The organism is Pseudarthrobacter sp. H2 (assembly GCF_050157045.1).
GTDB lineage: Bacteria > Actinomycetota > Actinomycetes > Actinomycetales > Micrococcaceae > Arthrobacter.
Genome location: NZ_CP189594.1, coordinates 5199842 through 5223261, shown reverse-complemented (window position 1 = coordinate 5223261; position 23420 = coordinate 5199842). Strand labels below are relative to the sequence as shown.

Here is a 23420-nt window from a genome sequence, read left to right as displayed (position 1 = left end):
GCCCCTGCCGGAAGCCTTTGGCCACTGGCGCAGTTCCACCGCGCGGCTTAGCCTGAAGTGAAAGGCACCCAGGGAGAGGCGGCAGCCGTGTCCACGCACCGTCAGCGGGTACGCCCGTCAAGGCAGGGGGCCCGGCTGCGCGTGCGGCGGCGCGGCCATTGGGGAAAGGACCCGGTGAAGGACCTGCGCGAATGCTGCCGCGCTTCCACGGCCATTGACAAGGCCCTTTGGCGAGACGATCCATGCGGCTGTCGCCGCTGGAACCCCGTGGCGTGACATCGGCTGGGTTCTTGAGTGGCCGAGGCTGCCGGGTCCAAGCAGGACGTCATCGATGCTCTAGCGGAGAGCAAGCGCGGGCTGTGGCACCGGTTCCGGGGAGCAAGCCGGTCAGATGCGTGAAATGCCGCGGCACCCGCATTGGCCGGGTTCACCATGAGGAGGATGTCGTGAAAGCTGTCCAGTTCGCCGAGTACGGAGGTCCGGAGGTCCTCAAGATCGTCGAGGTTGAGGAGCCGCATGCCGGGCCCGGCCAGATCCGCATAGCCGTCCGGGCGGCGGGCGTGAACCCGATCGACTGGAAGATCCGCAGCGGGGCCCTGGCGGGCATGATGCCCTTGAGGCTTCCCTCGGGGGTGGGGATGGACGCATCGGGCGTCGTGGACGAGGTCGGTGAGGGTGTTGGTGGCGTCGTCATCGGCGACGCGGTGTTCGGCACCGCGGCTTCGGGTGCCGCCGCTGATTACGCCGTGCTGGCGGAATGGGCGCAGAAGCCCGGCGGCCTGTCCTTTGAAGAGGCTGCGGGTTTCCCGATGGCCACTGAAACGGCGCGGCGGGCGCTGAACCTGCTGCCCATGAGTCCGGGACAGACACTGGTTGTCAATGGTGCCGCCGGCGGGGTGGGTCTGGCCGCGGTGCAGTTCGCGGTCGGCGGCGGAGTGACCGTGATCGGTACCGCCAGCGACAAGAACCACGAGTACCTGCGGTCACTCGGGGTGATCCCGACGACTTACGGCGGGGGTCTCGTGGACCGTGTGCGGGAGCTCGCCCCGCAGGGCGTCGATGTCGCCTTGGACACGGTCGGCTCCGGCGTGCTGCCGGACCTTATTCGGCTCACGGGCAGTGCCGATAAGGTCATCACCATCGCCGACAGTGATGCGGCCCGGTACGGTGTAAGGTTCGCTTCCGGCGGCGTGGGCCACGCGCCGGAAGCACGTGCCGAAGCCGCGGAGCTGTTCGCGCGGGGAAAGTTCAGGCTGCCGGTCGCGGAGACGTTCACGCTGGAGACCATCGCGGCCGCCCACGCGAAAAGCGAACAGGGACACGGGCTCGGGAAGTACATCGTGAGGGTCAGCTGAGCTTCGGACCTGGCAGCAGCTTTGATGTACCGCTGCTGCGGCCTGTTCCTGAGGCAGCCGGTTCGGTGTCTGTAACCCGGCCGGAACCAGCCGGAGCATCGAATGCGATCCGCGGGGAAATGATGAACCGATGCGCCGTTATCGGGGGAACCGCGGTTCCGTGGCCGACCGGGCACCGTGGGTGTGAAGCCACTGGACGAGGCCGGCGGCACCGTTGCGCCGCGCCGCGTCCAGAGGCGTCAGCTCTTCCCGCGCCGGTATCCGGTTCAGGTCGGCCCCGCGGCCATGAAGGTAAATCGCGGCATTGAACTGCCCGCCGTGGCAGGCGTACCAGAACGCGGCATTGAGCTCTTCCGGCGAAGGCTGCGCCGCGTCGGGGAAGCCCTCGAGGATGCGGGATCGTAGTCCCGTTGCCGCCGCCTGCCACAGCGTCGTGCGTGCACCGCGGTCGATCAGGTGCCGGGCCGCCTGCCACTGCCCGAAGCCGATGGCGTCCGCCAGTGGGGTGCCGTCTCCGAACACCGCTCCCGGGGCTTCAATGTCCGCGCCGGCGTCCAGCAGGGCGTCGAGGGCCTCGACATCGTTGCTGCTCGCGGCCCAGTGCAGCGGGGTCTCGGCGTACGGCCCGGTGCACGGGGCGCTGACGTCAGCCCCGGCTTCGGCGAGTATCGTGACAGTCTCGGCACTGTGGGGGTAGTGGCCCGGCGGGTCGGTGGCCACATGCAGGAGTGTGCGTGCCACCCCGTGCGGGTCGCCGGTGCCAAATCTGGCGCCGGCCAGGGCGGGGTTCTCACGCAACAGCCGCCTCACCGTCAGCGGGTCGCCGGTGTGGATCGCCCGGACCATGGCCTCAGCGGGCGGACCCGCAATATCAATCATCGCAACGCCTCTTTCTTCAGCTGCTGCACTATCAGCCCGGCACCTGTGGAGCACTCACCACGTGGCCGGGGGCCGGCGTCGTGGTGAGCGGAGCTGTCAGGAATCCGCGGGCATCGGCGGGTCGTCAGGACCGCAGTGCCGGCCCCCGGCCGGACTCGACCGGTTGGTTGTTCAGCAGTCCCTGTCCCGCGAAGGCCGGGGGAACAGGGTCCGGTAACTCCTGCGGGAGTGCTTTGTAGCAGTCAACGGAGGGAACGCCGCACACGCGGCGATGTAGCAATTGTCCCCGGCTCGCGGACTGACGCTCACGCCCGGTCCCGCCGGAGCGGCGCTGGCCACGTTTCTCGTGGAAAGTAGCGCGTGCCGATCCATGAATTTCCGCGACGATGTGGCGCGTGAAGCGGATCAAGGCCGTAAGCACATTATATGCTTTCGTTGCGGTACCGATCGTGGCCGTTACCTGTCGATCCCGGGCCCGTCGGCTTGTTCCTGTCCGGCCCTGGACCGAATAAACTGCCGGTCCTCGTCGGAGAGTTCCAGCTGCTCGTGCTGATCCTCGCCAAGGTTCCCGTGAATGACCGTATTGATGGCGTGGACCACGGTCCGGGGCAGAATAACGCACCCGGGGTTCTCCACCAGCCACTGCCGGGTGGCGGAATCGAGCTGACCCCACCACTGCTCCATTGACCCCATGGTCCGTTCCGTCCTGTCCGTGGTTGAGCCTCAGACGTACCAGCGCCAGCCGGGAGGTGTCCACGCCGGCGGGACCGTGCGGCTGCTGAACCGGCCGCATTTGCCGCAGGTGTAGCTGACGGTGGCCGGCAGCGGCCGCCCTCCGGGCAACACCCGGGGTGGGACAAATACGTCAAAGATCAGAAGCCTGTCCGTGCCGCAGGCGGCGCAGTACGGCGCAGCCAGGTCCGGGGGCGGACCGGTTTCGGTTGTGCGGTGTCCCCGGCCGCGCGGTTGAGTCACGGTCACAGTGCTGCCACCTTCGTTGGTGCCGGGGCCGGTCCGCGTGCTGCGTTCCGGCCGTTGCCGTTGCCTCCGGTTATGTCCCGTGGTCATCGTCGAACCACGCAACCAATGCGGCGGGAGAATGCCGTGTTCCCGCCGTTCGAGTCACCGCGTGTCAGCGCCCCTGAGGGCAGGTATCCAGCCTATCCCGGACGCCTGGGCATCGGAAGGGCGTACGGGGCAGGCTGCACCTTTTGACTGTCCGGCGCGGGACAGCGGGGAAAATGTGGTGCGGGGGCCCCTCCCCGTCCGGCTGCGGGGCCGGTCGGCGCGTCGTTCCACGGGAACCGGCCGGACGGTTCAGGCGGCGGTTCTGTTGGCTGGAAATGGACGGTTCTTCCGCGTATGTTGGTTGGGGACGCTGTGGCGCGTTTCACATTTTCGTTCAGTGAACAACTGATTGAGTTGCCAGACCAGCGGGAAGGAACGCAGCGTGGCGTTCCGGTCCCGGGAGACAGCTCGTTGAACGTGGGCTTGTGTGCCCGCCTCCAGGAGGACCGCAATGACCGGAACTTTCGAACTCTTCGTTGACGAGGATTTTGGCTACAGGTTCAGAATCACAGCCCCCGACGGGACCGTGATGGCCCTCTCCAGGTCCTTCCCGGACAAGCAGGCTGCCGTGAGCGGCATCAGTGCGGTGCGCGAGTATGCGGGAATGGGCCTGATCACGGACCTCTGTCCGAAACCGTCCACCCGGCAGCAGGAATCCCGGCCCGCAGCTCCCGGCACCGGACAAATCGTCCGGCCTTCCCCGGACAGCCATTCCACCGCCAGGCTGCGATCAGTGGCCGCGCGGAGCCTGAACAGGGTTGCCTGAACGCCCGGACCGGACCCGCGGACACCTGACACCGCTGCGGGCGTCGTCGTCTCATTCCAAGGATCTGGAACACCGTGTATTGACGGTCGACGGCCTCATTGACGGGTAGCACCGTCGTGGCGGTCAGGGCTTCCACGGTTTCCAACCGGCGGGCGCGGGAGTCAGCGTCGGTTGCCGCATATACTCGTGCGTGGAGCTAGGCGATAGTGATGATGCAGGCAGCCCTCCTCCGCCAGGTTATTTCGGTCGAGCGGGCGCCCGGATTCCAGAGCGATGAATACGCTGGTGTCCAGGATCGCCCGGATCATCGGATAGGGCCGAGATCGTCGGCCGTGTCGCCGGCGAGTGGTCCTAGGTAGTCAGGCAGCTTTGGGTTGCCGCCGTGATGAACTTCGTCGTGATCGGCCTCGTCTCCGTGACCACGCGGCAGCTGCATGATGTGTTTCCCCACTGGCGACAGGCCTCGAATCCCCGGACCCCGTCGATCAGTGGCCCTATGCTGGTGCCATGACGCAGACGTCGATCAGCTCCGCCGCAGAACTGGCCGAAATGCTGGCGTCCACCGGCTACCTCGCCGATGAAGGCCTGGCCACGATCGGCTACCTCGCCCTGGGCATGGAACGCCCGCTGCTGCTGGAGGGGGAACCAGGTACCGGCAAGACCTCCCTGGCCGAGGCCCTCGCGCAGGCCCTTGGGCTGCCACTGATCCGGCTGCAGTGCTACGAGGGAATCGATGCCACGCAGGCGCTGTACGACTGGGACTTCACCGCTCAAATTCTGCATCTGCGCAGCGTGGAGGCCGGCGGTGGGGCGGGGTTGAGCGTGGCCGAGCTGGAGCAATCGCTCTACGACAAACGATTCCTGCTTGCGCGGCCGATCCTGAAGGCGCTGCAGCAGAGCCCTGCCGTGCTGCTGATCGACGAAATCGACCGTGCCGACGACGAGTTCGAGGCATTCCTCTTGGAAGTGCTCTCCACCTACCAGGTCTCAATCCCCGAGTTCGGCACGGTCAAGGCAGACACCGCGCCGATTGTCGTGCTCACCTCCAACCGGACCCGTGACGTCCACGATGCACTCAAACGGCGATGCCTTTATCACTGGATCGACCACCCGGGGCTGGCCCGGGAGGTGGAGATCGTGCGCACGCGGCTGCCGGAAGTCCCCCCGCTGCTGGCCGAACAGGTGGTACGCGTGGTCCAGCAGATCCGGGCTTCCGACGACGTACTCAAGCCTCCCGGCGTGGCCGAAACTCTGGATTGGGCCCGGGCTCTGCACCAGCTCGGCCGGGCCGAGCTCGACCTGGCCTCGGCCGCGGCGAGCATCGGCGCGCTTTGCAAGTACCGTGAAGACACCGAGCGGGTATCGGCAGCCCTGGCCCGGATGCTCGGCTGACGGATGGCGGCCGTGGAGCACAGCGCCGAGGAGATCCTCCTGGCATTTGCCGCTGCGGTGCGGTCGGCCGGGGTGATGGTGACCGCGGACCGGGCGCGCAGCTTCGTCGATGCCGTAGGCAGGCTCGCGCTGGACCGCCGCGCCAGCGTTTTCTGGGCCGGCCGGGCAACTCTGTGCGCCTCGCCGGACGACTTGCCGACCTATCAGCGGACCTTTGAGGCCTGGTTCTCGGTGGAGCATTCCTCCGCCACCCTCGTCTCGCCGTCTGCAACGTCCGTCAGCGGGGCCTCTTTGGACGACGACGGCGGCCGGGAGGACGGCCGGAATCAAATGAGGGCGATCGCCAGCCGCCGGGAGCGGCTGAGGCACCGGGACGTGGCGACGCTGGATGACACCGAGCGGGCGCTGCTGCACCGGATGTTCGAGGAGCTGCCGGTGCGGTTGCCGACCCGGCAGACCCGGCGCAAACGCCCGGACCGGCACGGCGACGTCGATCGGGTGCGGACCCTGCGCGACCAGCTGCGCCGCGGCGGGGAACCGGGTCCGCTGCGCCGTGCCCGGGCGCCGCGCAAACCACGCCGGGTTGTCTGGCTGATCGATGTTTCGGGCTCGATGGCACCCTATGCGGACAGCCTGCTGCGGCTCGCCCACCGGGTAGTCGAGGCCGCCCCGCATCAGGTGGAGGTCTTCACCCTGGGCACGCGGCTGACCCGGGTGACCGGCGCTCTGCGGGTGCCGGACACCGAAAAAGCCCTTGCCCTCGCGGGCCGCGCCGTACCCGACTGGTCGGGCGGAACCCGGCTGGGGGAAGTGTTGCGGGCCTTCAACGACCGCTGGGGCCAGCGCGTGGTGGCACGCGGCGCCGTCGTCGTCATTGCCAGCGACGGTTGGGAGCGGGGCGACCCCGCTCTGCTGGGCCGCCAGACCGAGCGGCTGCATCACGTGGCGAGGCGTATTGTTTGGTCCAACCCGCATCGGGGCAAAGTGGGATACGAGCCCATACAGCGGGGGATTATGGCGGTGCTGCCGCACGTTGACTTCTTCATAGGGGGGCACTCAATGCAAAGTTTCGAGGAGTTGTTGGACGTGCTTGCCAATGCGTGAGGTCTTGGATGATCTGGTTGCCGCGGTACGGGCCGGCCACACCGTGGGACTGGGTACGGTGGTGCGCACCTTCCGGTCCGCGCCGCGGCCGGCGGGGGCAGCAATGATGGTCGACGCCGACGGCCGTGCGGTCGGGTCGGTGTCCGGCGGCTGTGTCGAAGGTGCGCTCTACGAATTGGCCACCGAGGTCGCCCACGACGGCCGGCCGGTGCTGCAGCGGTACGGCATCAGCGACGACGATGCGTTCGAGGTCGGCCTGACCTGCGGGGGGATCCTGGACGTCTTCGTCGAACCGGTCTCGACCGAGACCTTCCCGCAGTTGCCGCAGGTGGCCGACGACGTCGGCGCCGGCCGGCCGGTGGCCGTGGTCACCGTGATCGAACACCCGGATCCGGCCTGGCTCGGCCGCCACCTGGTGGTCCGCCCGGACGGATTCAGCGGCTCCCTGGGCAGCGACCGCGCCGACCACGCGGTCTGCGACGACGTGCAGGGCCTGCTGGCTGCCGGCCGCAATGCCACCCTTAGCTATGGGCCGGACGGCCAGCGGCGAGGCGAGGGGATGCGCGTGTTCGCGGTCAGTTTCGCCCCGCAGCCGCGGATGCTGGTGTTCGGCGCGATCGACTTTGCTGCCGCCGTCGCCAAACAGGGCAACTTCCTCGGCTACCGGGTCACGGTCTGTGACGCGCGTCCGTTATTCGCAACGGCGTCGCGTTTCCCCCAGGCGGACGAGGTGGTGGTGGAATGGCCGCACCGCTACCTGCAGGCGCAGATCGGCGCCGGCCAGGTGGATGACCGCACGGTGATCTGCGTGCTCACACATGATCCGAAATTCGATGTGCCGCTGCTTGAGGTGGCGCTGCGCCATAACGTGGCCTATGTGGGGGCGATGGGGTCCCGGCGCACCCACCACGACCGGCTGGAGCGGCTGCGCGAGGCCGGCCTGACCGAGGTCGAATTGTCCAAACTTTCCAGCCCCATCGGCCTGGACCTGGGGTCCCGGACGCCAGAGGAGACGGCCGTCTCGATCGCCGCCGAAATCATTGCGCTGCACTGGGGCGGGGAAGGCGGACGATTGAGCAGCATGGACGCGCGGATCCACCACGAACCGATGGCCGACCCCGACCATGTGGACGCAGGGTACCAACGTGGGAATCCCTGACCCGCAAGCCTTCGCCGTGATGTAGCGTGTGACACATCAAGACTGGAAGCCGGGCAGCCGTGCTCGTCCTCCAAGGCGAGAGGAGATCTCAATGGCGAGTTCCAAAACGATCACCGTCGAAGTCGACAATGTGAGCTATACCGACGACGTCGAGCCGCGGCTGCTGCTGGTTCAATACCTGCGCGAACGGCTAGGCAAGACCGGCACATTGATTGGCTGCGACACCAGCAACTGCGGCGCCTGCACCGTCCATCTGGACGGCGTCAGCGTGAAGTCCTGCACCATGTTCGCTGTCCAGGCCGATGGCCACCGGGTCACCACCATCGAAGGCTTGGCCCGGGACGGGAAACTCGCCCCGCTGCAGCGGGCCTTCCACCAATGCCATGCGCTGCAATGCGGCTTCTGCACGCCGGGCATGATCATGCAGTCGGCGTCCCTGCTGGAAGAAAACCCTCACCCGTCCGAACAGGAAATCCGGGACGGTCTGGAGGGGAACCTGTGCCGGTGCACCGGGTACCAGAACATTGTTGCCGCGGTCCGGGCCGTCGCGGAGGGCACCGTGTCCTCGGACAGCGACGAAACGGAAACGGCAGGTGTGGCATGACCACCGCCGAAGTCGGCAGGGCCCGCCTCCGCAAGGAAGATGCCCATCTGATCACCGGGCGCTCCAGGTACACCGACAACATCACGCTGCCCGGCATGCTGCATCTGGCGATGGTGCGCAGTCCGTTCGCCCACGCGAAGATCACCTCGGTCGACGTCGCCGCCGCGGAGTCTTCCCCCGGCGTCGTTGCGGTGCTCACCGGAGCCGATGTGGCCGCCGAGCAGGGCAGCCTGCCCAACGCGTGGCCGATTACGCCCGACCAAAAGGCCCCCGCGCACCCGGCGATCGCCGTGGATGAGGTTGCCTTCGCCGGCGAGGTGGTTGCCTGCATCATCGCCCGCAGCGCCGCCGCCGCCCGCGACGCTGTCGAGCTGGTCGACGTCGACTACGAGGGGCTGCCCGTCGTCCTGGATCTGGAGGAAGCGGCGAAGGACCTGGTGCTGGCCCACCCGGGCCTGGGCACCAACAAATCGGCCACGTGGGTCTTTGACTCGGGCGAGGCCGGCACCGGTAAACCGATCCGTGAGGCACTGGAGGGCGCCGAGGTCCTCATTGAGCGTACGTTCTACCAGCAGCGGCTCATCCCGTCGTTCATGGAGCCCCGCTCGACGGTAGTGGACCCCACGGGTGAGCAGATCATTGTGTGGTCCGCCACCCAGATACCGCACATTCTGCGATTGATGCTGGCGCTGACCCTGGCCATCCCGGAAAGCAAGGTGCGCGTGATCGCCCCCGACGTCGGCGGCGGCTTCGGCGGAAAATTGCAGGTGACCCCCGAAGAGGCCATTACCGTGCTGGCGGCCCGGCACACCGGCAAGCCGTGCAAATACACCGAGACCCGCAGCGAATCCCTGATGGCGGCCCACCACGGCCGGGCCCAGGTACAGCGGCTGAAGCTCTCGGCCACGAAGGAGGGGATCGTCACAGGACTGGACGTTAACCTGCTGGCGGACATGGGAGCCTATCTGGGCCTGGTCACCTCCGGCATCCCGATCCTGGGCGCCTTCATGTACAACTCGATCTACAAGTTCCCGGCCTACCGGTTCGAATGCACGAATCTGTTCACCAACAAGGCGTGGACCGACGCATATCGCGGTGCCGGGCGTCCGGAAGCCACTTTTGCGATCGAGCGGATGATGGACGAACTCGCCGCCGAACTGGGGCTGGACCCGCTTCAGGTCCGGGAAAGGAACTGGATCAAACACGAGGAATTCCCGTTCACCACCGTTGCCGGGCTCGAATACGACAGCGGCAACTATGAGGCGGCCACCGCGAAGGCGCTGGAGCTCTTCGGCTACGATGCGCTCCGGGCTGAGCAGGCCCGGCGCCGCGAAACGAACGACACAGTCCAGCTTGGCATCGGCATCTCCACCTTCACCGAAATGTGCGGCCTGGCCCCGTCCCGGGTGCTCGGTGCGCTCAATTACGGCGCCGGCGGCTGGGAGCACGCCCAGGTGCGCGTGCTCCCCACCGGCAACATCGAGGTGGTCACCGGGTCCTCCTCCCACGGCCAGGGCCACGAAACCGCGTGGAGCCAGCTCGTGGCGGACAAGCTCGGCGTGCCGTTCGAGAACGTCGAAGTGCTGCACGGCGACACGCAGATCTCCCAGCGGGGCCTGGATACCTACGGATCCAGGTCGCTGACAGTCGGCGGCATGGCGGTGCTGGCCGCTGCGGACAAGGTGATCGAGAAGGCCAAGGTCGTGGCCGCTCACCTCATGGAGGCCAGCGAAGACGACATCGAGTTCGCCGATGGCAGGTTCAGCGTGAAGGGCACCGATCAGTCGACGGCGCTGGGCGAAATCGCGCTGGCGACTTTTTCGGCACACAACCTGCCGGACGGGTTTGAGCCGAACCTGGATTCCGACGCGACCTTCGACCCGCAGAATTTCTCCTTCCCGCACGGCACCCATCTGGCGGCCATTGAGGTGGACACCGAGACCGGACGGGTCTCGATCCGCAAGTACGTCTGCGTGGACGACGTCGGGGTTGTGGTCAATCCGCTGATTGTGGAGGGCCAGGTGCACGGCGGTCTGGCACAGGGAATCGCGCAGGCACTCTATGAAGAGGCTGTGTACGACGACGCCGGAACCCTGGTCACGGGCTCGTTTGTGGACTATCTGGTTCCCGGCGCACCCGACCTGCCGCACTACACCACGGCACGCACCGAGACGCCCTCGACCACCAACCAGCTGGGGGCCAAGGGGGTCGGGGAGGCGGGTACCATCGCCTCGACGCCCGCCATCGTCAACGGTGTGCTGGACGCGGTGCGGCATCTGGGCGTGAAGGACATCAGGATGCCCTGTTCGCCGTCCCGTGTGTGGGCCGCACTTGAAGAAGCCAGGATGACCGGAGGTGTCCGATGATTCCGAGCGCATTCGACTACGCCGCGCCCAATACCGTCGCGGAGGCGTTGAGCCTGCTGGCCTTGGCCGGCGACTCGGGGAAGCTGCTGGCCGGCGGGCAAAGCCTGATCCCGGTGATGAAGCTGCGTCTTGCCGACCCGCAGATGGTGATCGATCTGGGCCGGGTTGAAGGGCTGGCCGGGGTGCGCGAGGACGGGGATGCCCTGCTGATCGGCGCCATGACACCGCACCACCAGGTGGCCACCGACCCGCTGGTGGCCGCCTATGTGCCTTTGCTGGCAAAGGCCGCGGCAACGGTGGCGGATCCGCAGGTCCGCCACCGCGGCACGTTCGGCGGCGCCCTGGTGCATGCCGACCCGGCGGGCGACCTGCCCGCGCCGGTGTTGGCCGCAGAGGCGACGTTCATCCTGGCCGGCCCGGGCGGGGAACGCCGGGTGGCCGCCGCGGACTTCTTCCAGGGCTACTTCACCACCGCAATCGCCGAGGACGAAATTCTGACCCACGTGCGGGTGCCGAAGTACACCGGCTGGGGCGCGCACTACGAGAAGTTCACCCGGGTGGCCCAGCAGTGGTCCATCGTCGCGGTCGCCGCGATGGTCCGGGTGGAGGGCGGCACCATCGCCGAGGCCCGGATCGGGTTGACCAATATGGCCAGCACTCCTGTGCGGGCCACGGCGGTCGAGCAGGCGCTGGCGGGTGCTCCGCTGACCCGGGACGCGATCGCGGCCGCCAGCTCGCACGCAGCCGAGGGGACCGATCCGGCCAGCGATCTCAATGGCGACGCAGCTTACCGACGCCATCTTGCGGAGGTTTTGACCAGGCGGGCGGTCGTCACGGCCGCGGGACTCTAGCGGAACACGTCGAGAGGCAGACGTGGAACTCAAACATCACTTCGTCGTTCCCGGTTCGCTGGAGGACACCTGGCATTCCTTCAACCAATTGGAAGATATCGCGCCGTGTTTCCCGGGAGCGGCTCTCACATCCGTGAGCGGCGACCGGTTCACCGGAACGGTCAAGGTCAAGCTCGGACCAATCGCCATGATGTATGCCGGCACCGGTGAATTCCTTGAACGCAACGAGGATTCGCACACCGTGGTCATTGCCGCGACCGGGAAGGACAAGCGCGGCAATGGCACGGCAGGTGCCACGGTGACAGCGGTGCTGACGCGGGATGGCGACGGCACCGCCGTGGACGTGGCCACCGACATGAACGTCACCGGCAAACCGGCCCAGTTCGGCCGGGGTGTCATCCAGGACATCTCGGACAAATTGCTGGCCCAATTTGTCCAGTGCGTGGTCGGGAAAGCGGGCGGCGGGGAGGCCGGGCAGACCGCGGAACCGGCAGCCGGGACGACCACGGGACCTTCGGCGACAGCACAGGACACCGTGGAACCGGCCGAGCCCGCCTCCACGGGGGCCGCGCCACCGGTAACCCGGCCTTCGGCGGGAGAGCCTCCGTTCAAACCCCAGTCCGTGCCGGCAGCCGAATTGGACCTTGGCTCGACCATGTGGCCGATACTGGTGCGCCGTTTTGGTCCTGTCGCGCTCTGCGTCGTCGCCGTACTGGTGCTCATCGTCTGGCTGGCTCGCCGACGCCGCTAGGACAGTGCGTGGGTCAGTAGTGAGGGTGCCGGTTTTTAAAACGCCGGCAGATTAACCGGGGCCGGTTGGGGGTGGCTGGGAGAATCGGGGTATGGATACCGGTTCTTCCGCGCAGGATGGTTTGTTCGACGAGTCGCTCGTGGAGCGGGTCGGGCAGCCCACCGATGTGCCGATGGATGCCAACGGCGGGGTCAACAAACGCTTCAAGGCCTTCGAGCCCGATGCGGTGATGCTGGTCCCGCCGTCGCTGGATGAATGGTTGCCCCAGGGCCATCTGGCCCGGTTCATCGCCGAACTCGTCGACGGGGAACTGGACCTGACCCGGTTCCACGCCTCCTACGCCAAGGCCAAGGGCCAGCCGCCGTATGATCCGCGGCTGATGCTGCGGATCCTGCTCTACGGGTACTGCGTCGGGGTAAGGTCCTCGCGGGAACTGGAAAAATCCTGCACGGACGTGGTCGCGTTCCGCTGGCTGGCCGCCCAGCAGGCCCCGGATTTCCGGTCCATCGCCCGGTTCCGCGAACGCCACCTCGCGGCGCTGGCCAACGTGTTCCTCCAGGCCCTGGAGCTCTGCCGGGCCGCGGGCATGGTCTCGTTGGGCCATGTCGCACTGGACGGGACGAAGGTGCGTGCCAACGCCTCCCGGCACAAGGCCATGAGCTATGCCCGGCTGACGGAGAAACAGAAGGTCCTGGCCGATGAGATCAGCGACCTGATGGCGGAGGCGAAGACCGTGGACGCGGCCGAGGACGCCCGCTTCGGGCCGGGCAAACGCGGGGATGAACTGCCTGCCGAACTGGCCAACCGGGCCCGGCGCGCCGAGGCGATGAAGACCGCCCGGGCATCCATCGAGGCCGAGGCCGCGGACAGGGCCCGCCGTGAGGCCCAGGAGAAGGCCCGGTCCCGCGGGGACGACGACGGGGATGTCTCGGGCAAGGGCGATGCCGCCGCTGCCGCGGCGGTGCCCAAGCCCACCGCCCAGCGCAACTTCACCGACCCCGACGCGAGGATCATGAAGACCGCGGACGGTTCCTACCACTACTGCTACAACGCCCAGGGCGTCGTTGATAAAGATCACCAGGTCATCGTTGCCACCGAACTGACCAACACCGCGGTGGACGTCCAGCAACTGGTCCCGATGGTCCAGAACGCGCAGGACACCCTGGAAGCCATGCCCCGGAAGTGGAGCGCCGACGCCGGGTACTGCTCGGCGGCGAACCTGGAACACGTCAAAGACCTCGAAGCCGGTGGCGGCACCGAGTTCTTCATCTCCACCCGGCGGATGAAACACGGACGCCCGGTCCCGGAATCGCCCAGGGGCAGGATCCCGGCGGACGCGACCCTGGCCGAGCGGATGGCCCGGAAACTGAAAACGAAGAAGGGCAAAGCGGTCTATGCCCGGCGCAAAGCCATCGTCGAACCGGTCTTCGGACAGATCAACACCCGCCAGGGCAAGCATGTCCTGTTACGCGGGCTGGAGAAGGCATCCGGGGAATGGAAGCTGATGGCCGGCTGCCACAACCTGCTCAAACTCTTCAGCTACCGCACCGCCACGGCCTGAACACGGCCGGGACGGTGCCCCGGGATCGGGCCTGCGCCACCGAACCGCTACCCATCGGAACCTTCACCGCTTCCTCCCGCGAAAACGCCGGAAGGCCCGCCCCCTTCCCAGGAAAAATAGACCGCCCCCGGGCCCGCACGGCCCAAACCGGCCGAACCGTCAAACCACTAACGACTCACGCACCAAGACAAACACCAAAGTTCTGACCCCCAAGGAACGCTAGTAGTACTTAGCCTTGATCCACCGATCCGCCTGGGTGGATGGTCTGTATCCGGTTTCGGCTCGTTGTGCGGCCTGAGGGTATGCCGGGGTGCCGGGCCTCGCTGCCCTGGGTGTTCCACGGGTTTCCTGGTTGCGCCGTGCGGCTGGGTGGACGGGTTCAGGCGGCTTGCGGCGGCGGGTAGAGCTGGTCGAACAGGTCCTGCCATGATGTTTGCCAGGGCCAGGCTTCGGGGAGGTGAAGACGGATGCGTCGGGCGCTGGTGGCGATGCGGGCCGGGACGTGGATGAGTTTGCGGCGGATCGTGCCGGTACGGGCCTTGCCGAAGGGCCCGGAGGCGAGGATCCCGGCGGCGCGGGTGAGGTTGTAGGCCATGACCGCGGCAACGAGCCATGCCGAGTTCGCGGCAAAAACGCTGGAGGGCAGGTGCGCCAGCGCACTGTCCTTCAGGTCTGCATTGACCTGCTCGATAATGGCGTGTTTCCGGTGGGTCTTGTCCGCCGCGACGGTGTCCAGGACCCCGGCGTCCACGGTGGTGAAGAACCCGTGGTGCCGGTGAGTTTGGAACAGGGTTTCCTGCCCCTCGTCGGCTTTGCGGTTCAGTTCCGGGATGCGGCGCACGACCAGGCGGCCGGTGATCTGCTCGTCCTTTTTGCGGGAGCTGAACGCGGTGAACACGGTCTCGGCGACCTCGGCCTTCGAGACCCAGGTGTTGGTGGTCTCGTCGAAGACCGCGTCGGTGTATTCGATTGTTTCCCACGCCGTCTCCGGGATCCCGGCGATGGCGCGTTTGACGGCCGGGTCCATGCGCGCGGTCACCGAGACCTCCGCCCCGCCGGCCAGCGCTGCGGACACCGCGGCATGGCCGTAGAAGGCCGAATCGAAACGGCAGAGCACCCGCCCGCCGGTGTGGACGCGCTTGAGCGTGGACAGGGCGTCGGTGATCAGGCGTTTGGCTCCGCGGGCCGAGTTCGCCGCGCCCTTGCGCAGCCGCTGGGCGGCGACCACGGGGGCGGTGTCCTTGGTGGAGACCGTGGCCAGCAGGGCGTTCAGCCCGCGGACTCCCGAGTATCCGTAGCCGGAGCCCTGCTTGGCGTAGCCGTGGACCTCGATGATCGTGTCATCGACATCGACGAACACGAAGTCCTCCACCCCGGGACGCCCGAGCAGCGGGGCCCGGGTCCCCAGGTTGGCCAGGAAACGGGACGCGACAGCGTCCAGTTGCCGCACGTGACCGAACGTGAAGGACCGAAGAAACGAACCCAGCGTCGAGGGCGCGTAGCAGGCCTTGAAAAGCCGCTTCATTCCGCCGTGGCGCAGCAGGGCCATGTCATCGATGCTGTCCGCGCCGGCGACCATCCCGGCGACCAGGGACGCGACCTTCAGCCCGGCGTTCGCACCCTTGTCCGTCGGGACCGACAGCCATTCATCGGCCAACTCATGCAGCCCGGCGTCCCGGGCCAACGTCATGACCGGCAACAGCCCTGCCGCCGACACGAGATTCGGCTCGTCAAAGGAAACTGACACCGCGGACGGTTTATGGGAAACTTCCACTTACGAGATGCCTCTCTTTTCGGTGGTCAAAGGGTTCTAGACAAGCTCCATTTTCCTTGAAAAGACGGGCATTCTCGGTTTAAACCGCCGTCGGCGCCCCGACCAACATCGGTGGATCAAGGCTTAGTTAGGTCGGCGTGGCGGCTTTTAATCCCTGACCGATCCTGTTAATTTTCGAGGCATGAAACCGGATGAGCTTGCCGAGACCAAAGCGGAACTGGAAGCGTTCGTTCAGGATGTGTTCGCGTCGCTTCCGCGTAAGGATCAGCGGAACAAGGGGAACCTGTATCTGCACGGTCTGATGCTGGACGGGCGGCGGAAATCGATGCAGCCGATGGGCGGCCGGCTCGGGGTCGATTACCAGCAGCTGCAGCAGTTCGTCTCGTCCTCGCCCTGGCCGGTCGAGCCGGTCCGCCGGGTCCTGGTGCGCAGGGCCGTCGAGGTGATCGGCCCGGATGCGTGGGTGGTTGACGATACCGGGTTCAAGAAGGACGGCGGCTCCTCGCCGTGCGTTGCGCGGCAGTATTCGGGCACCCTGGGGGCTTGTTCCTGAATAACTGTCAGAGTTGATCTGATGGGTGGTCCTCGCCGGACAAGCGGGCTCGGATCTGTTCCAGGGTGCGGGCGGGCGATCCGGGCAGCGGTGTGACGGCGACGCGGTGCAGGTCCAGAAGGCGGTGCCCGTCCTGGAACTGGTTGGAAAGGTTGGTGCGGCCGACCCCCAGCAGTTGGGCCAGTAAGGTGCTGGTGATCGCCTTGCGGCGGCGTAACAGCGCCGTCAGGAGGCGGTGGTAGTGGTCCAGACTGCTGGTCTGCGGGTGGAGGTAGCTGCGCGGGCGATGGAAGCGCCGCCGAAAGGCCGCCTCGGCCAGAGCATCCCAGTACGGCTCCGAGGCTGCCGCCAGGCGTTCGAAGTTAGCCCGTGGCATGCCGGTCAGGGCCGGATCGCTGAGCATCGTGGTCAGGGCGGGGTCGATCCACCGGATGGTCGCCGGCACTTCCGGGGCTCGGGGAGGAAGGGGTGCCACGGCGTAGTTCCAGTCGCCGTGGAACGCATTGGGTGTAATCGGCAGGGCGTTGAACTCGGCGGCGGATACGGTGGTGCCCAGGCAGTAGCTGCCGGTATCCAGCTCGGCCCCGATGCTTAACCCGCCCCGGGTGGTCGTCGCGGCGATGGTTTCGATGACGACCTGGTAGCTGGTCAGCGGCCGGCCCCGCCAGTTCGCGGTGATGTGGCAGAACATCCGGTGTTCGATTTTGTTCCATTTCGACGTGCCAGGCGGAAAGTGGCAGACCGTGATCTCCAGCCCGCTCGCGAGGGCGAAGGCGGCCAGGTGTTTCTTCCAGGTCCAGCGGCGGGGATCGTTGGAACCGCCGGCGTCGGCGGTGATCAGCAAGCAGGTGGCGTCCGGGTGATCGGCCCGTCCACGGCGCTGCCACCAGCGGCGTATGGATTCCACCGCGAACTCGGCGGTGTCGTGGTCAGTCCCGACGTTGACCCAGCCGGTGTTGGTGGCGATGTCGTAGATCCCATAGGGAATGGCCACCGACTGGTCGCTGGTGGTGAAGGTGTGGCAGTCGACCCTGATCGGGTCCTTGCCCGGCCGCCAGGTGCGGCCGGGCCGGTCACGGTTGCCGAGCCATTCCTTGGCCTTGGTGTCGACACTGATCACCGGCTGCCCATCGTCGAGGAAGGCGGTGGCCGTAACGTTCAGATGGGCGAACTGGGCATCGCGATCCAGGTGGTCGGCACCTTCGGTGGTCTTGACGGTGCCCTGCAGGCTGTGGCCCAGCTTGTGCAGCAGGCGTCCAACGGTTGCGGCACTGACCCGATGGCCCTGTGACGCGAGGGTCGAGGCGAGGGCGCGCAGCGACAGGGTGGTCCATCGCAACGGGGAGACAGGATCACCACGGGTGTGCGGCTCAATCAATGCCTCCAGCGCTGGCAGCAGACCGGGGTCGGTGACCGTCAACGGCTTACGGCCGGCTCCCGGAGCCCGGACCCTGCTCGTCGGCACCGGGTCTCCGGCCAGTTCAGTGACGCCCCGAGTGACGGTGGCGATGCTGGCTCCGGAAGCAGCAGCCACCAGCGTGATCCCGCCGTGGCCGATGGCCGCAGACTCGCTGGCCAAGTAGAGCCGACGGCGGCGTTCATCAAGATGCGGCAGGATCCGATCGAACTTTGCCCGTAACACGGCAACGGGCGGACACACAGTCATGGTCCACCCTCCCACCAACTCCACCTAAGCAAGCACTAATTGAAATACAAGACCTGGGCAAGATCGGCAACTGCCAGATCGCCGTCAGCATCCACGCGGCCACCGACCAGGCGTCCTGCCCGCTGGACTGGCGGCTCTATGTGCCAGAAGCCTGGGATGACACGTCCGCGGACACGAACGCCCACGCCGAAATGATCGCCGCCCGCCGGGCCAAGGCGCAGATCCCCGAGGTCCAGCGCCATCGTACGAAGTGGGCGATGGCGCTGGAGATGATCGACGAGCTCGGCGTCTGGGGCTACCGGCCCCCGATCATGGTCGGGGACGCCGGCTATGGGGAGATCACCGCGTTCCGGTCCGGGCTCAGCGAACGAACGATCCCCTACATGGTCGCCGTCAAGCACTCGACGACCGCGCACCTCCAGGACACTCCCATCGGCGTGGCTGAGTACGCCGGCAAAGGCCCCCGCTCACACCAGCGCCGCTACCTGGACGCCCCACAATCACTCAAAGACCTCGTCATGGACGCCGGCCGCCGGAAGCTACATCAGGTCACCTGGCGGCACGGCACCAAGTCCACCACGAACAACAAACACGCCTCGATGACCTCCCGGTTCATCGCACTGCGTGTCCGGGCAGCCAACCGCGACATCCCCCCGCGCCGAGGACGGTTCCCTCCCCGCCGAGTGGCTGCTCGCCGAATGGCCCAAAGGCGCACCCGCACCCACCGACTACTGGCTCTCCACATTGCCGGAGACGACACCGCTGAAGGAACTCGTCCGGATCGCCAAAATCCGGTGGCGCATCGAGCACGACTACCGCGAACTGAAAACCGGCCTCGGGCTCGACCACTTCGAAGGCCGCACCTGGCTCGGCTGGCACCACCACGCCACCCTCGTCACCGCCGCCCACCTCTTCATCACCACACTGCGCCTCACACGCCCAAAAGCGCCTGGGGCAGCCTGAGCCTCTACGGCATCCTCCGCGAGCTCCAACACCTCGTCGCCGCACGGACCGGATACTGCCCCTACTGCCAGCCACGAGCCCCAACCTAACTAAGTACTACTAGTCACGGGGAATACTCACACAACAGGTACCGGAACCTCGACGACGCGGTTCCGTCCGCTCACGGGGATCTAGTGAGTGGACGGAAGTACAGCGGCAAGCCTCGCGTTCTGAGCCTTCACACAACGCTCTCTGAAGCCTGCAAAAGCTCATGGAAGGCTTTGGCCACCAGCAGCACGGCCACCAGCAGCACGGGCGGCGGCGGGCGGCCAGCGGGCGGCGGGCGGCCAGCGGCCAGCGGGCGGCCAGCGGGCGGCGGGCGGCCAGCGGCCAGCGGGCGGCCAGCGGGCGGCGGCGGCCAGCGGGCGGCGGCGGCCAGCGGGCGGCGGCGGCCAGCGGGCGGCGGCGGCGGCCGGCGGGCGGCCAGCGGGCGGCGGCGGCCAGCGGGCGGCGGCGGTCAGCACGGGCGGCCGCCATGGCGTTGTGGCTCCTAAAACGCCGACGCATCTGACGCATGTCAGATTGAGCCCTCAGAACCCCGGCGAGGGGCGTCAGCAAATGCAGCATGCAATCCTAGCCTGACATGGGAGCCGGTCCTGCCCTGACGTCCATTTGGGGTATGCCCCAACCGGACGGTCAAAACGCTCCCCCACGCTTTATGACCCACTCCGGCGTCGCGGACATGAAGTCCATTGGGACTTCTCTTCGCCAGGCATGCGAGCAGTTCGAGCAGTTCGAGCAGTTCCGAACCAAGATGGGCGCTGCCCTGGCGCAAGCCGCCATCTGGTAGGCGTTTGAGGCGGGCCGTTCGGGCCGCGTCGTAGCCCGCCGTCTTCTCCTAAGCCGAAGTTACGTCTGGCATGACGTGCGGAATCCCCGCGTTCTTCAGTTCTAGCGGTCGTTGCAACACCCCAGATTTTCGGGAGTTGCAACGACCTTGCCGTCTTCAAATCAAGAATCTTCTTTAAAGGGAAAATCGGGTCCTCCGCCCACGCCGTCACAGAAGAACACCTACAGGCGGTACTCGCAGGCCGAGAAGGATGAATTCTTCGCTGTGCTGGAGCGGCTGGAGTGTGCCGCCGCGGCGGCCAGAGAGCTCGGATTCAAGGCGGCAACGTGCCGCAAGTGGGTCCGGCAAGCAGGGATCCACCTCAAGTCGGGTGTGAAGGGTTCGGAACCCCGCCGGGAGTATACGCAGGCTCAGAAGGACGAGTTCTTCACGCTCCTGGACCGCCTCGGGAACGTCTCGGCTGCGGCTTCAGAGCTGGGGCTGAGCACCGCCGCCTGCTACGCCTGGGTCCACGAGACCGGAGCATTGCCTAAACGGGCAAGGAAGATCAAGGGGCCCAACCGGAAATACTCGCAGGCCCAGAAAGCCGAATTCTTCACTGTCCTGGATAGTGTCGGCAGCGTCACCGAAGCGGCCAGGCAGCTCGGCCTGAGCAAAGATACGTGTCATAACTGGGCCAAGGCCGCCGGCATCCGCAGTGTCCGCGTGACGGTGGGAAAACGCGAGGAGTTCTTCCGCCTGCGCGCAGCCGGGGTGGGCCGGCGTGAAGCAACAGCGGCCGTCGGTGTTGACCGTAAAACGGCCTTCATGTGGGATAACGGCATAGTCCAGGCCAAGGGGAAACTTGTTTACCCTGAGCCCGCTGCCGTCGACTATAAACGGGAGGTGACTACTGCGATTGCGCCTCCCGAGGCCACCGGCGGAACAACGAATGTTTCGATTCCCCAAACGGCACTGGAGAAGGTGATCGATCCCCGGTACCTGTCGCTGCGGGACCGCGAGAGGATCCGGGACATGAAGTCCCAGGGCTCCTCCATCAGGGCCGTGGCAGCGGCCCTGGGGCGCTCCCCGTCCTCGATCAGCCGCGAGGTTTCCCGCAACAGCCACCCGGTGCTCGGCTACCAGCCCTACGGCGCCCAGCGGGCCGCCGTGGCGCGCCGGTCGCGGCCCAAAACCAGTAAGCTGAGCGGCAACCGGCGGCTGCGGGATTTCGTGAAGGGCAAGCTGCTCACCCGGTGCTCGCCCGAACAGATCTCCCACTTGCTGATCAAGGATTTCCCCGATGACGAGCAGATGCGCGTGAGCCACGAAACGATCTACCAGGCCCTCTATCTCCAGGCCCGTGGCGGGCTCAAGCGCGAGGTCAAGGACGCCCTGCGCACCGGGCGCACCCGCCGCAAGGCCCACAAGAACCCGGAGGAACGCACCAGCCGCTTCCGGGACCCGATGATCAATATTTCCGAACGCCCGCCCGAGGTCGAAGACCGTGCGGTCCCGGGCCACTGGGAGGGGATTTGATCACCGGCGCCTACAACCAGTCGGCGATCGCGACTCTCGTGGAACGCACCACACGGTACGTGATGCTGGTGCACCTGCCCACCGACCACAACGCCGAATCCGTGCGTGACGGGCTCATCGAGACCATGAGCGACCTGCCTGCACACCTGCGCGGCTCGCTCACTTGGGACCAGGGCGCGGAGATGGCCCTGCACAAGGCCTTTGGCATCGCCACGGACATGGATGTCTACTTCTGCGATCCGGGAAGCCCCTGGCAGCGCGGGTCCAACGAGAACACCAACGGGCTGCTGCGCCAGTACTTCCCCAAGGGAACCGACCTGAACGCCTACGGGCCCGAAGACCTCGAACACGTCGCCCAGGAACTCAACGCCCGCCCACGCAAAACGCTCGACTGGGATACCCCCGCCGAGCGCCTTCGTGATCTACTGGTAACCACCTAACCACCACAGGTGTTGCAACGATCCCCAGAATTCGCCGTTGGCGGGGATTCCGCTGTTTCCGGGGTTCCTCCTTCTGTCTACTTCAGGGTCAGCGGGAAGCTTTGGCCGATCAGGTCGAAGGCCTTGTGTTGGATGGGGGTGGGCACGGCCAGGGTGGGGATCAGGGGCGCGGTCTCCTCGGCGCCGTAGCGGATCTCGTTGCGGGTCAGGGTTCCCAGGTGGTCCAGCAGGGACCGGAAGCTGTGGGCGGGGTGTCCGTCTGGGGTGGTGCGCCGGCTTGCTTTGGTCTGCGCTGCGGCCGATCGTTTTGCGGGGGCGACGGGGTTCTCCGGTTCGGGGCGGTTTTCGTCGGTGAACGTCAGGGGTGCCCAGGCCCGGCGGAGGTGCCAGGTGAGGTAGGCGGCGAGCATGCAGATGAATACGTGGGCGCGGACCCGGGTTTCGGTGTGGTGGTGGATCGGGCGCAGGTCCAGGTCGATGGCCTTGATGGAGCGGAAGTCGCGTTCGACGTTGGCCAGGGACTTGTAGGTCGCGACGACTTGTCCGGCGTCCATGTGGGTGTCCTGGATGGTGGTGCGGATGATGTAGATTCCGTCCAGGGCCGCCTCGGCGGCGATTTGTTCCTCGTTGCGGGCGTACGCGAACGAGGTGTCGCCGATGGTCAGGGTGTAGTGCTTTTCCATCTTGTATCTGCCGACGACCTTGCCGGCGCGCACGCCGATCTTCCCGGCGTCTTTGAGCCGCCCGGCTTCGGCGGCGGCGGTGATTTTGGCCAGCTCCGTGTCGGTGGCTGCGAGCAGTGCGGTGCGTTTGCGGGCCCGTTCGGCGGCCAGGAGCGGGTTGCGGCAGGCGATGAGGCGTTCGCCCGGGTAGTCCGGGTGGGCGATCTCGGCCAGGTCCTGCTCGTCGAACAGGCTCATCTGCAGGGGCCGTCGTCGGCGGCCAGGGCCTGGATGGCGGGGGCGCGCAGCGCGGTGACCCAGCCCAGTCCGCCGAGTTCCTTGAGCTGTTCGATCCGGGCGGAGGTGATCATGCCGCGGTCTCCGACCATCACCATGTCCGCCAGGCCGTAGCGGGTTTTGAAGTCCTTGGCGAGGGCCTCGAACGCGGCCGGGTCCGCGGTGTTCCCGGGCACGACACGCACCGAGACCGGCCGGCCCTCGGGGTCGGTGAGCAGACCGTACTCGATCTGCTCCAGACCTTTCTTCCCGTCGCGGGAGTAGCCGCGGGCCGCGAGCGGGCACTTGTGCCCGGTGACCCAGGACGAGGACAGGTCGAACAACGCGAGCCGGTCCGGGTTGGCCTCCGGGGACAGATGCCTTTTCGCCAGCGCCTTCTCGATGGTTTCCTGCCGGCCTGCGAGCCAGTCCATCGCGGCGTAGACCTCATCGGTCGTGGCGCCGGCGACTCCGAGGTCTTCGGCGAGGGTTGTCGGCGGCCCACCAGCGGGTGGTCGCCAGCTTCGAACCGGGTCTGCAGACCCGGGCGATCACCAGGGCCAGGGCCAGGTCCCGCTGCCCGCAGGCCGGGCCGAGCAGAGCGGGAATGCCGAGGGCTTTGGCCTGGGCGAAGACCGCGGCGACGTGGCCGTGCGGCAGGGACCGGGTGATGGTGGCCACGGCGTCCGCGGGCACCAGGTGCCGGCCCTTGAGCCCGGCGTCGATGAAGTCGACCACATGCCCGGGCAGGGCCGAAAGGTTCGCGACCGTTTCGTTGCGGACCTTCCCGCCCTCGCGGTAGGTCCGGCGCAGGTACGCCGACCGGTATACGCGCTCCTGGCCATGCTTGTCCGTATGGGACTTCACAACTCTGACTACATGA

Annotated in this window: 13 protein-coding genes and 5 pseudogenes; 13 read left to right on the top strand and 5 right to left on the bottom strand. The window is 66.9% G+C overall.

The annotated features are described in order from the left end of the window. The first annotated feature begins 446 nt into the window (after positions 1 to 446). The gene (locus ACQCSZ_RS24190; protein WP_427006107.1) at positions 447 to 1355 is read left to right on the top strand and encodes an NADP-dependent oxidoreductase; all 909 of its coding nucleotides are present in this window, start codon (positions 447 to 449) and stop codon (positions 1353 to 1355) included. Between the two features lie 138 nt (positions 1356 to 1493). Here the strand turns inward: ACQCSZ_RS24190 and ACQCSZ_RS24185 are convergent, their stop codons facing one another. Both ACQCSZ_RS24185 and ACQCSZ_RS24180 read right to left on the bottom strand, forming a co-directional pair. Next, positions 1494 to 2234, bottom strand: a complete 741-nt coding sequence (locus ACQCSZ_RS24185; protein WP_427006106.1) for an ankyrin repeat domain-containing protein — start codon at positions 2232 to 2234, stop codon at positions 1494 to 1496. Between the two features lie 456 nt (positions 2235 to 2690). Next, entirely contained in the window at positions 2691 to 2927 is a 237-nt protein-coding gene (locus ACQCSZ_RS24180) for a hypothetical protein (protein WP_427006105.1), read from the bottom strand. 826 nt (positions 2928 to 3753) lie between these two features. Here ACQCSZ_RS24180 and ACQCSZ_RS24175 point away from each other — a divergent pair. From ACQCSZ_RS24175 to ACQCSZ_RS24135, 9 genes are all read left to right on the top strand, one after another. Further along, complete coding sequence (locus tag ACQCSZ_RS24175) at positions 3754 to 4068, top strand: YegP family protein (RefSeq protein ID WP_427006104.1); 315 nt, start codon at positions 3754 to 3756, stop codon at positions 4066 to 4068. A 507-nt stretch (positions 4069 to 4575) separates the two neighbouring features. Next, a complete protein-coding gene (locus ACQCSZ_RS24170) occupies positions 4576 to 5460 on the top strand; it encodes an AAA family ATPase (RefSeq protein ID WP_427006103.1) in 885 nt (294 codons plus the stop codon). A 3-nt stretch (positions 5461 to 5463) separates the two neighbouring features. Beyond that, the gene (locus ACQCSZ_RS24165) at positions 5464 to 6564 is read left to right on the top strand and encodes a vWA domain-containing protein (RefSeq protein ID WP_427006102.1); all 1101 of its coding nucleotides are present in this window, start codon (positions 5464 to 5466) and stop codon (positions 6562 to 6564) included. Further along, positions 6557 to 7723 (top strand): XdhC family protein, encoded by a 1167-nt coding sequence (locus tag ACQCSZ_RS24160; RefSeq protein ID WP_427006101.1) that lies wholly within the window; start codon positions 6557 to 6559, stop codon positions 7721 to 7723. The genes ACQCSZ_RS24165 and ACQCSZ_RS24160 overlap by 8 nt, the downstream gene beginning before the upstream one ends. A gap of 91 nt (positions 7724 to 7814) precedes the next feature. Further along, positions 7815 to 8327, top strand: coding sequence for a (2Fe-2S)-binding protein (locus ACQCSZ_RS24155; RefSeq protein WP_211881901.1), 513 nt, complete (start codon positions 7815 to 7817; stop codon positions 8325 to 8327). Beyond that, a complete protein-coding gene (locus tag ACQCSZ_RS24150; RefSeq protein ID WP_427006100.1) occupies positions 8324 to 10693 on the top strand; it encodes a xanthine dehydrogenase family protein molybdopterin-binding subunit in 2370 nt (789 codons plus the stop codon). The genes ACQCSZ_RS24155 and ACQCSZ_RS24150 overlap by 4 nt, the downstream gene beginning before the upstream one ends. Continuing rightward, the gene (locus ACQCSZ_RS24145; RefSeq protein ID WP_211881899.1) at positions 10690 to 11544 is read left to right on the top strand and encodes an FAD binding domain-containing protein; all 855 of its coding nucleotides are present in this window, start codon (positions 10690 to 10692) and stop codon (positions 11542 to 11544) included. The genes ACQCSZ_RS24150 and ACQCSZ_RS24145 overlap by 4 nt, the downstream gene beginning before the upstream one ends. Before the next feature lie 22 nt (positions 11545 to 11566). Beyond that, complete coding sequence (locus ACQCSZ_RS24140; RefSeq protein WP_427006099.1) at positions 11567 to 12295, top strand: SRPBCC domain-containing protein; 729 nt, start codon at positions 11567 to 11569, stop codon at positions 12293 to 12295. 172 nt (positions 12296 to 12467) lie between these two features. Beyond that, positions 12468 to 13856: an IS1182 family transposase gene (locus ACQCSZ_RS24135; RefSeq protein ID WP_427008444.1), complete on the top strand. Its 1389-nt coding sequence runs from the start codon at positions 12468 to 12470 to the stop codon at positions 13854 to 13856. Between the two features lie 379 nt (positions 13857 to 14235). Here the strand turns inward: ACQCSZ_RS24135 and ACQCSZ_RS24130 are convergent, their stop codons facing one another. Further along, the gene (locus tag ACQCSZ_RS24130; RefSeq protein WP_427004787.1) at positions 14236 to 15630 is read right to left on the bottom strand and encodes an IS1380 family transposase; all 1395 of its coding nucleotides are present in this window, start codon (positions 15628 to 15630) and stop codon (positions 14236 to 14238) included. 181 nt (positions 15631 to 15811) lie between these two features. On the opposite strand from ACQCSZ_RS24130, the pseudogene ACQCSZ_RS24125 reads away from it, so the two are divergent. Then, positions 15812 to 16171 (top strand): annotated as a pseudogene (locus ACQCSZ_RS24125) (transposase); the annotation flags it as partial. 8 nt (positions 16172 to 16179) lie between these two features. Here the strand turns inward: ACQCSZ_RS24125 and ACQCSZ_RS24120 are convergent. Continuing rightward, a pseudogene (locus tag ACQCSZ_RS24120) lies at positions 16180 to 17849 on the bottom strand (ISAzo13 family transposase); the annotation flags it as partial. Positions 17850 to 17902: 53 nt separating this feature from the next. Here ACQCSZ_RS24120 and ACQCSZ_RS24115 point away from each other — a divergent pair. Further along, positions 17903 to 18812: pseudogene (locus tag ACQCSZ_RS24115) on the top strand (IS701 family transposase); the annotation flags it as partial. Positions 18813 to 20394: 1582 nt separating this feature from the next. Beyond that, a pseudogene (locus tag ACQCSZ_RS24110) lies at positions 20395 to 21599 on the top strand (IS30 family transposase). 77 nt (positions 21600 to 21676) lie between these two features. On the opposite strand, the pseudogene ACQCSZ_RS24105 reads toward ACQCSZ_RS24110, so the two are convergent. Further along, positions 21677 to 23404, bottom strand: a pseudogene (locus ACQCSZ_RS24105) (IS1634 family transposase). Positions 23405 to 23420: the final 16 nt, after the last annotated feature.

Bases quoted from the DNA above. Each gene is read 5' to 3' on its own strand.
- ACQCSZ_RS24185 (WP_427006106.1), bottom strand. From the start codon at position 2,234: ATGATTGATATTGCGGGTCCGCCCGCTGAGGCCATGGTCCGGGCGATC.
- ACQCSZ_RS24180 (WP_427006105.1), bottom strand. From the start codon at position 2,927: ATGGGGTCAATGGAGCAGTGGTGGGGTCAGCTCGATTCCGCCACCCGG.
- ACQCSZ_RS24175 (WP_427006104.1), top strand. From the start codon at position 3,754: ATGACCGGAACTTTCGAACTCTTCGTTGACGAGGATTTTGGCTACAGG.
- ACQCSZ_RS24170 (WP_427006103.1), top strand. From the start codon at position 4,576: ATGACGCAGACGTCGATCAGCTCCGCCGCAGAACTGGCCGAAATGCTG.
- ACQCSZ_RS24165 (WP_427006102.1), top strand. From the start codon at position 5,464: ATGGCGGCCGTGGAGCACAGCGCCGAGGAGATCCTCCTGGCATTTGCC.
- ACQCSZ_RS24160 (WP_427006101.1), top strand. From the start codon at position 6,557: ATGCGTGAGGTCTTGGATGATCTGGTTGCCGCGGTACGGGCCGGCCAC.
- ACQCSZ_RS24155 (WP_211881901.1), top strand. From the start codon at position 7,815: ATGGCGAGTTCCAAAACGATCACCGTCGAAGTCGACAATGTGAGCTAT.
- ACQCSZ_RS24150 (WP_427006100.1), top strand. From the start codon at position 8,324: ATGACCACCGCCGAAGTCGGCAGGGCCCGCCTCCGCAAGGAAGATGCC.
- ACQCSZ_RS24145 (WP_211881899.1), top strand. From the start codon at position 10,690: ATGATTCCGAGCGCATTCGACTACGCCGCGCCCAATACCGTCGCGGAG.
- ACQCSZ_RS24135 (WP_427008444.1), top strand. From the start codon at position 12,468: ATGGATGCCAACGGCGGGGTCAACAAACGCTTCAAGGCCTTCGAGCCC.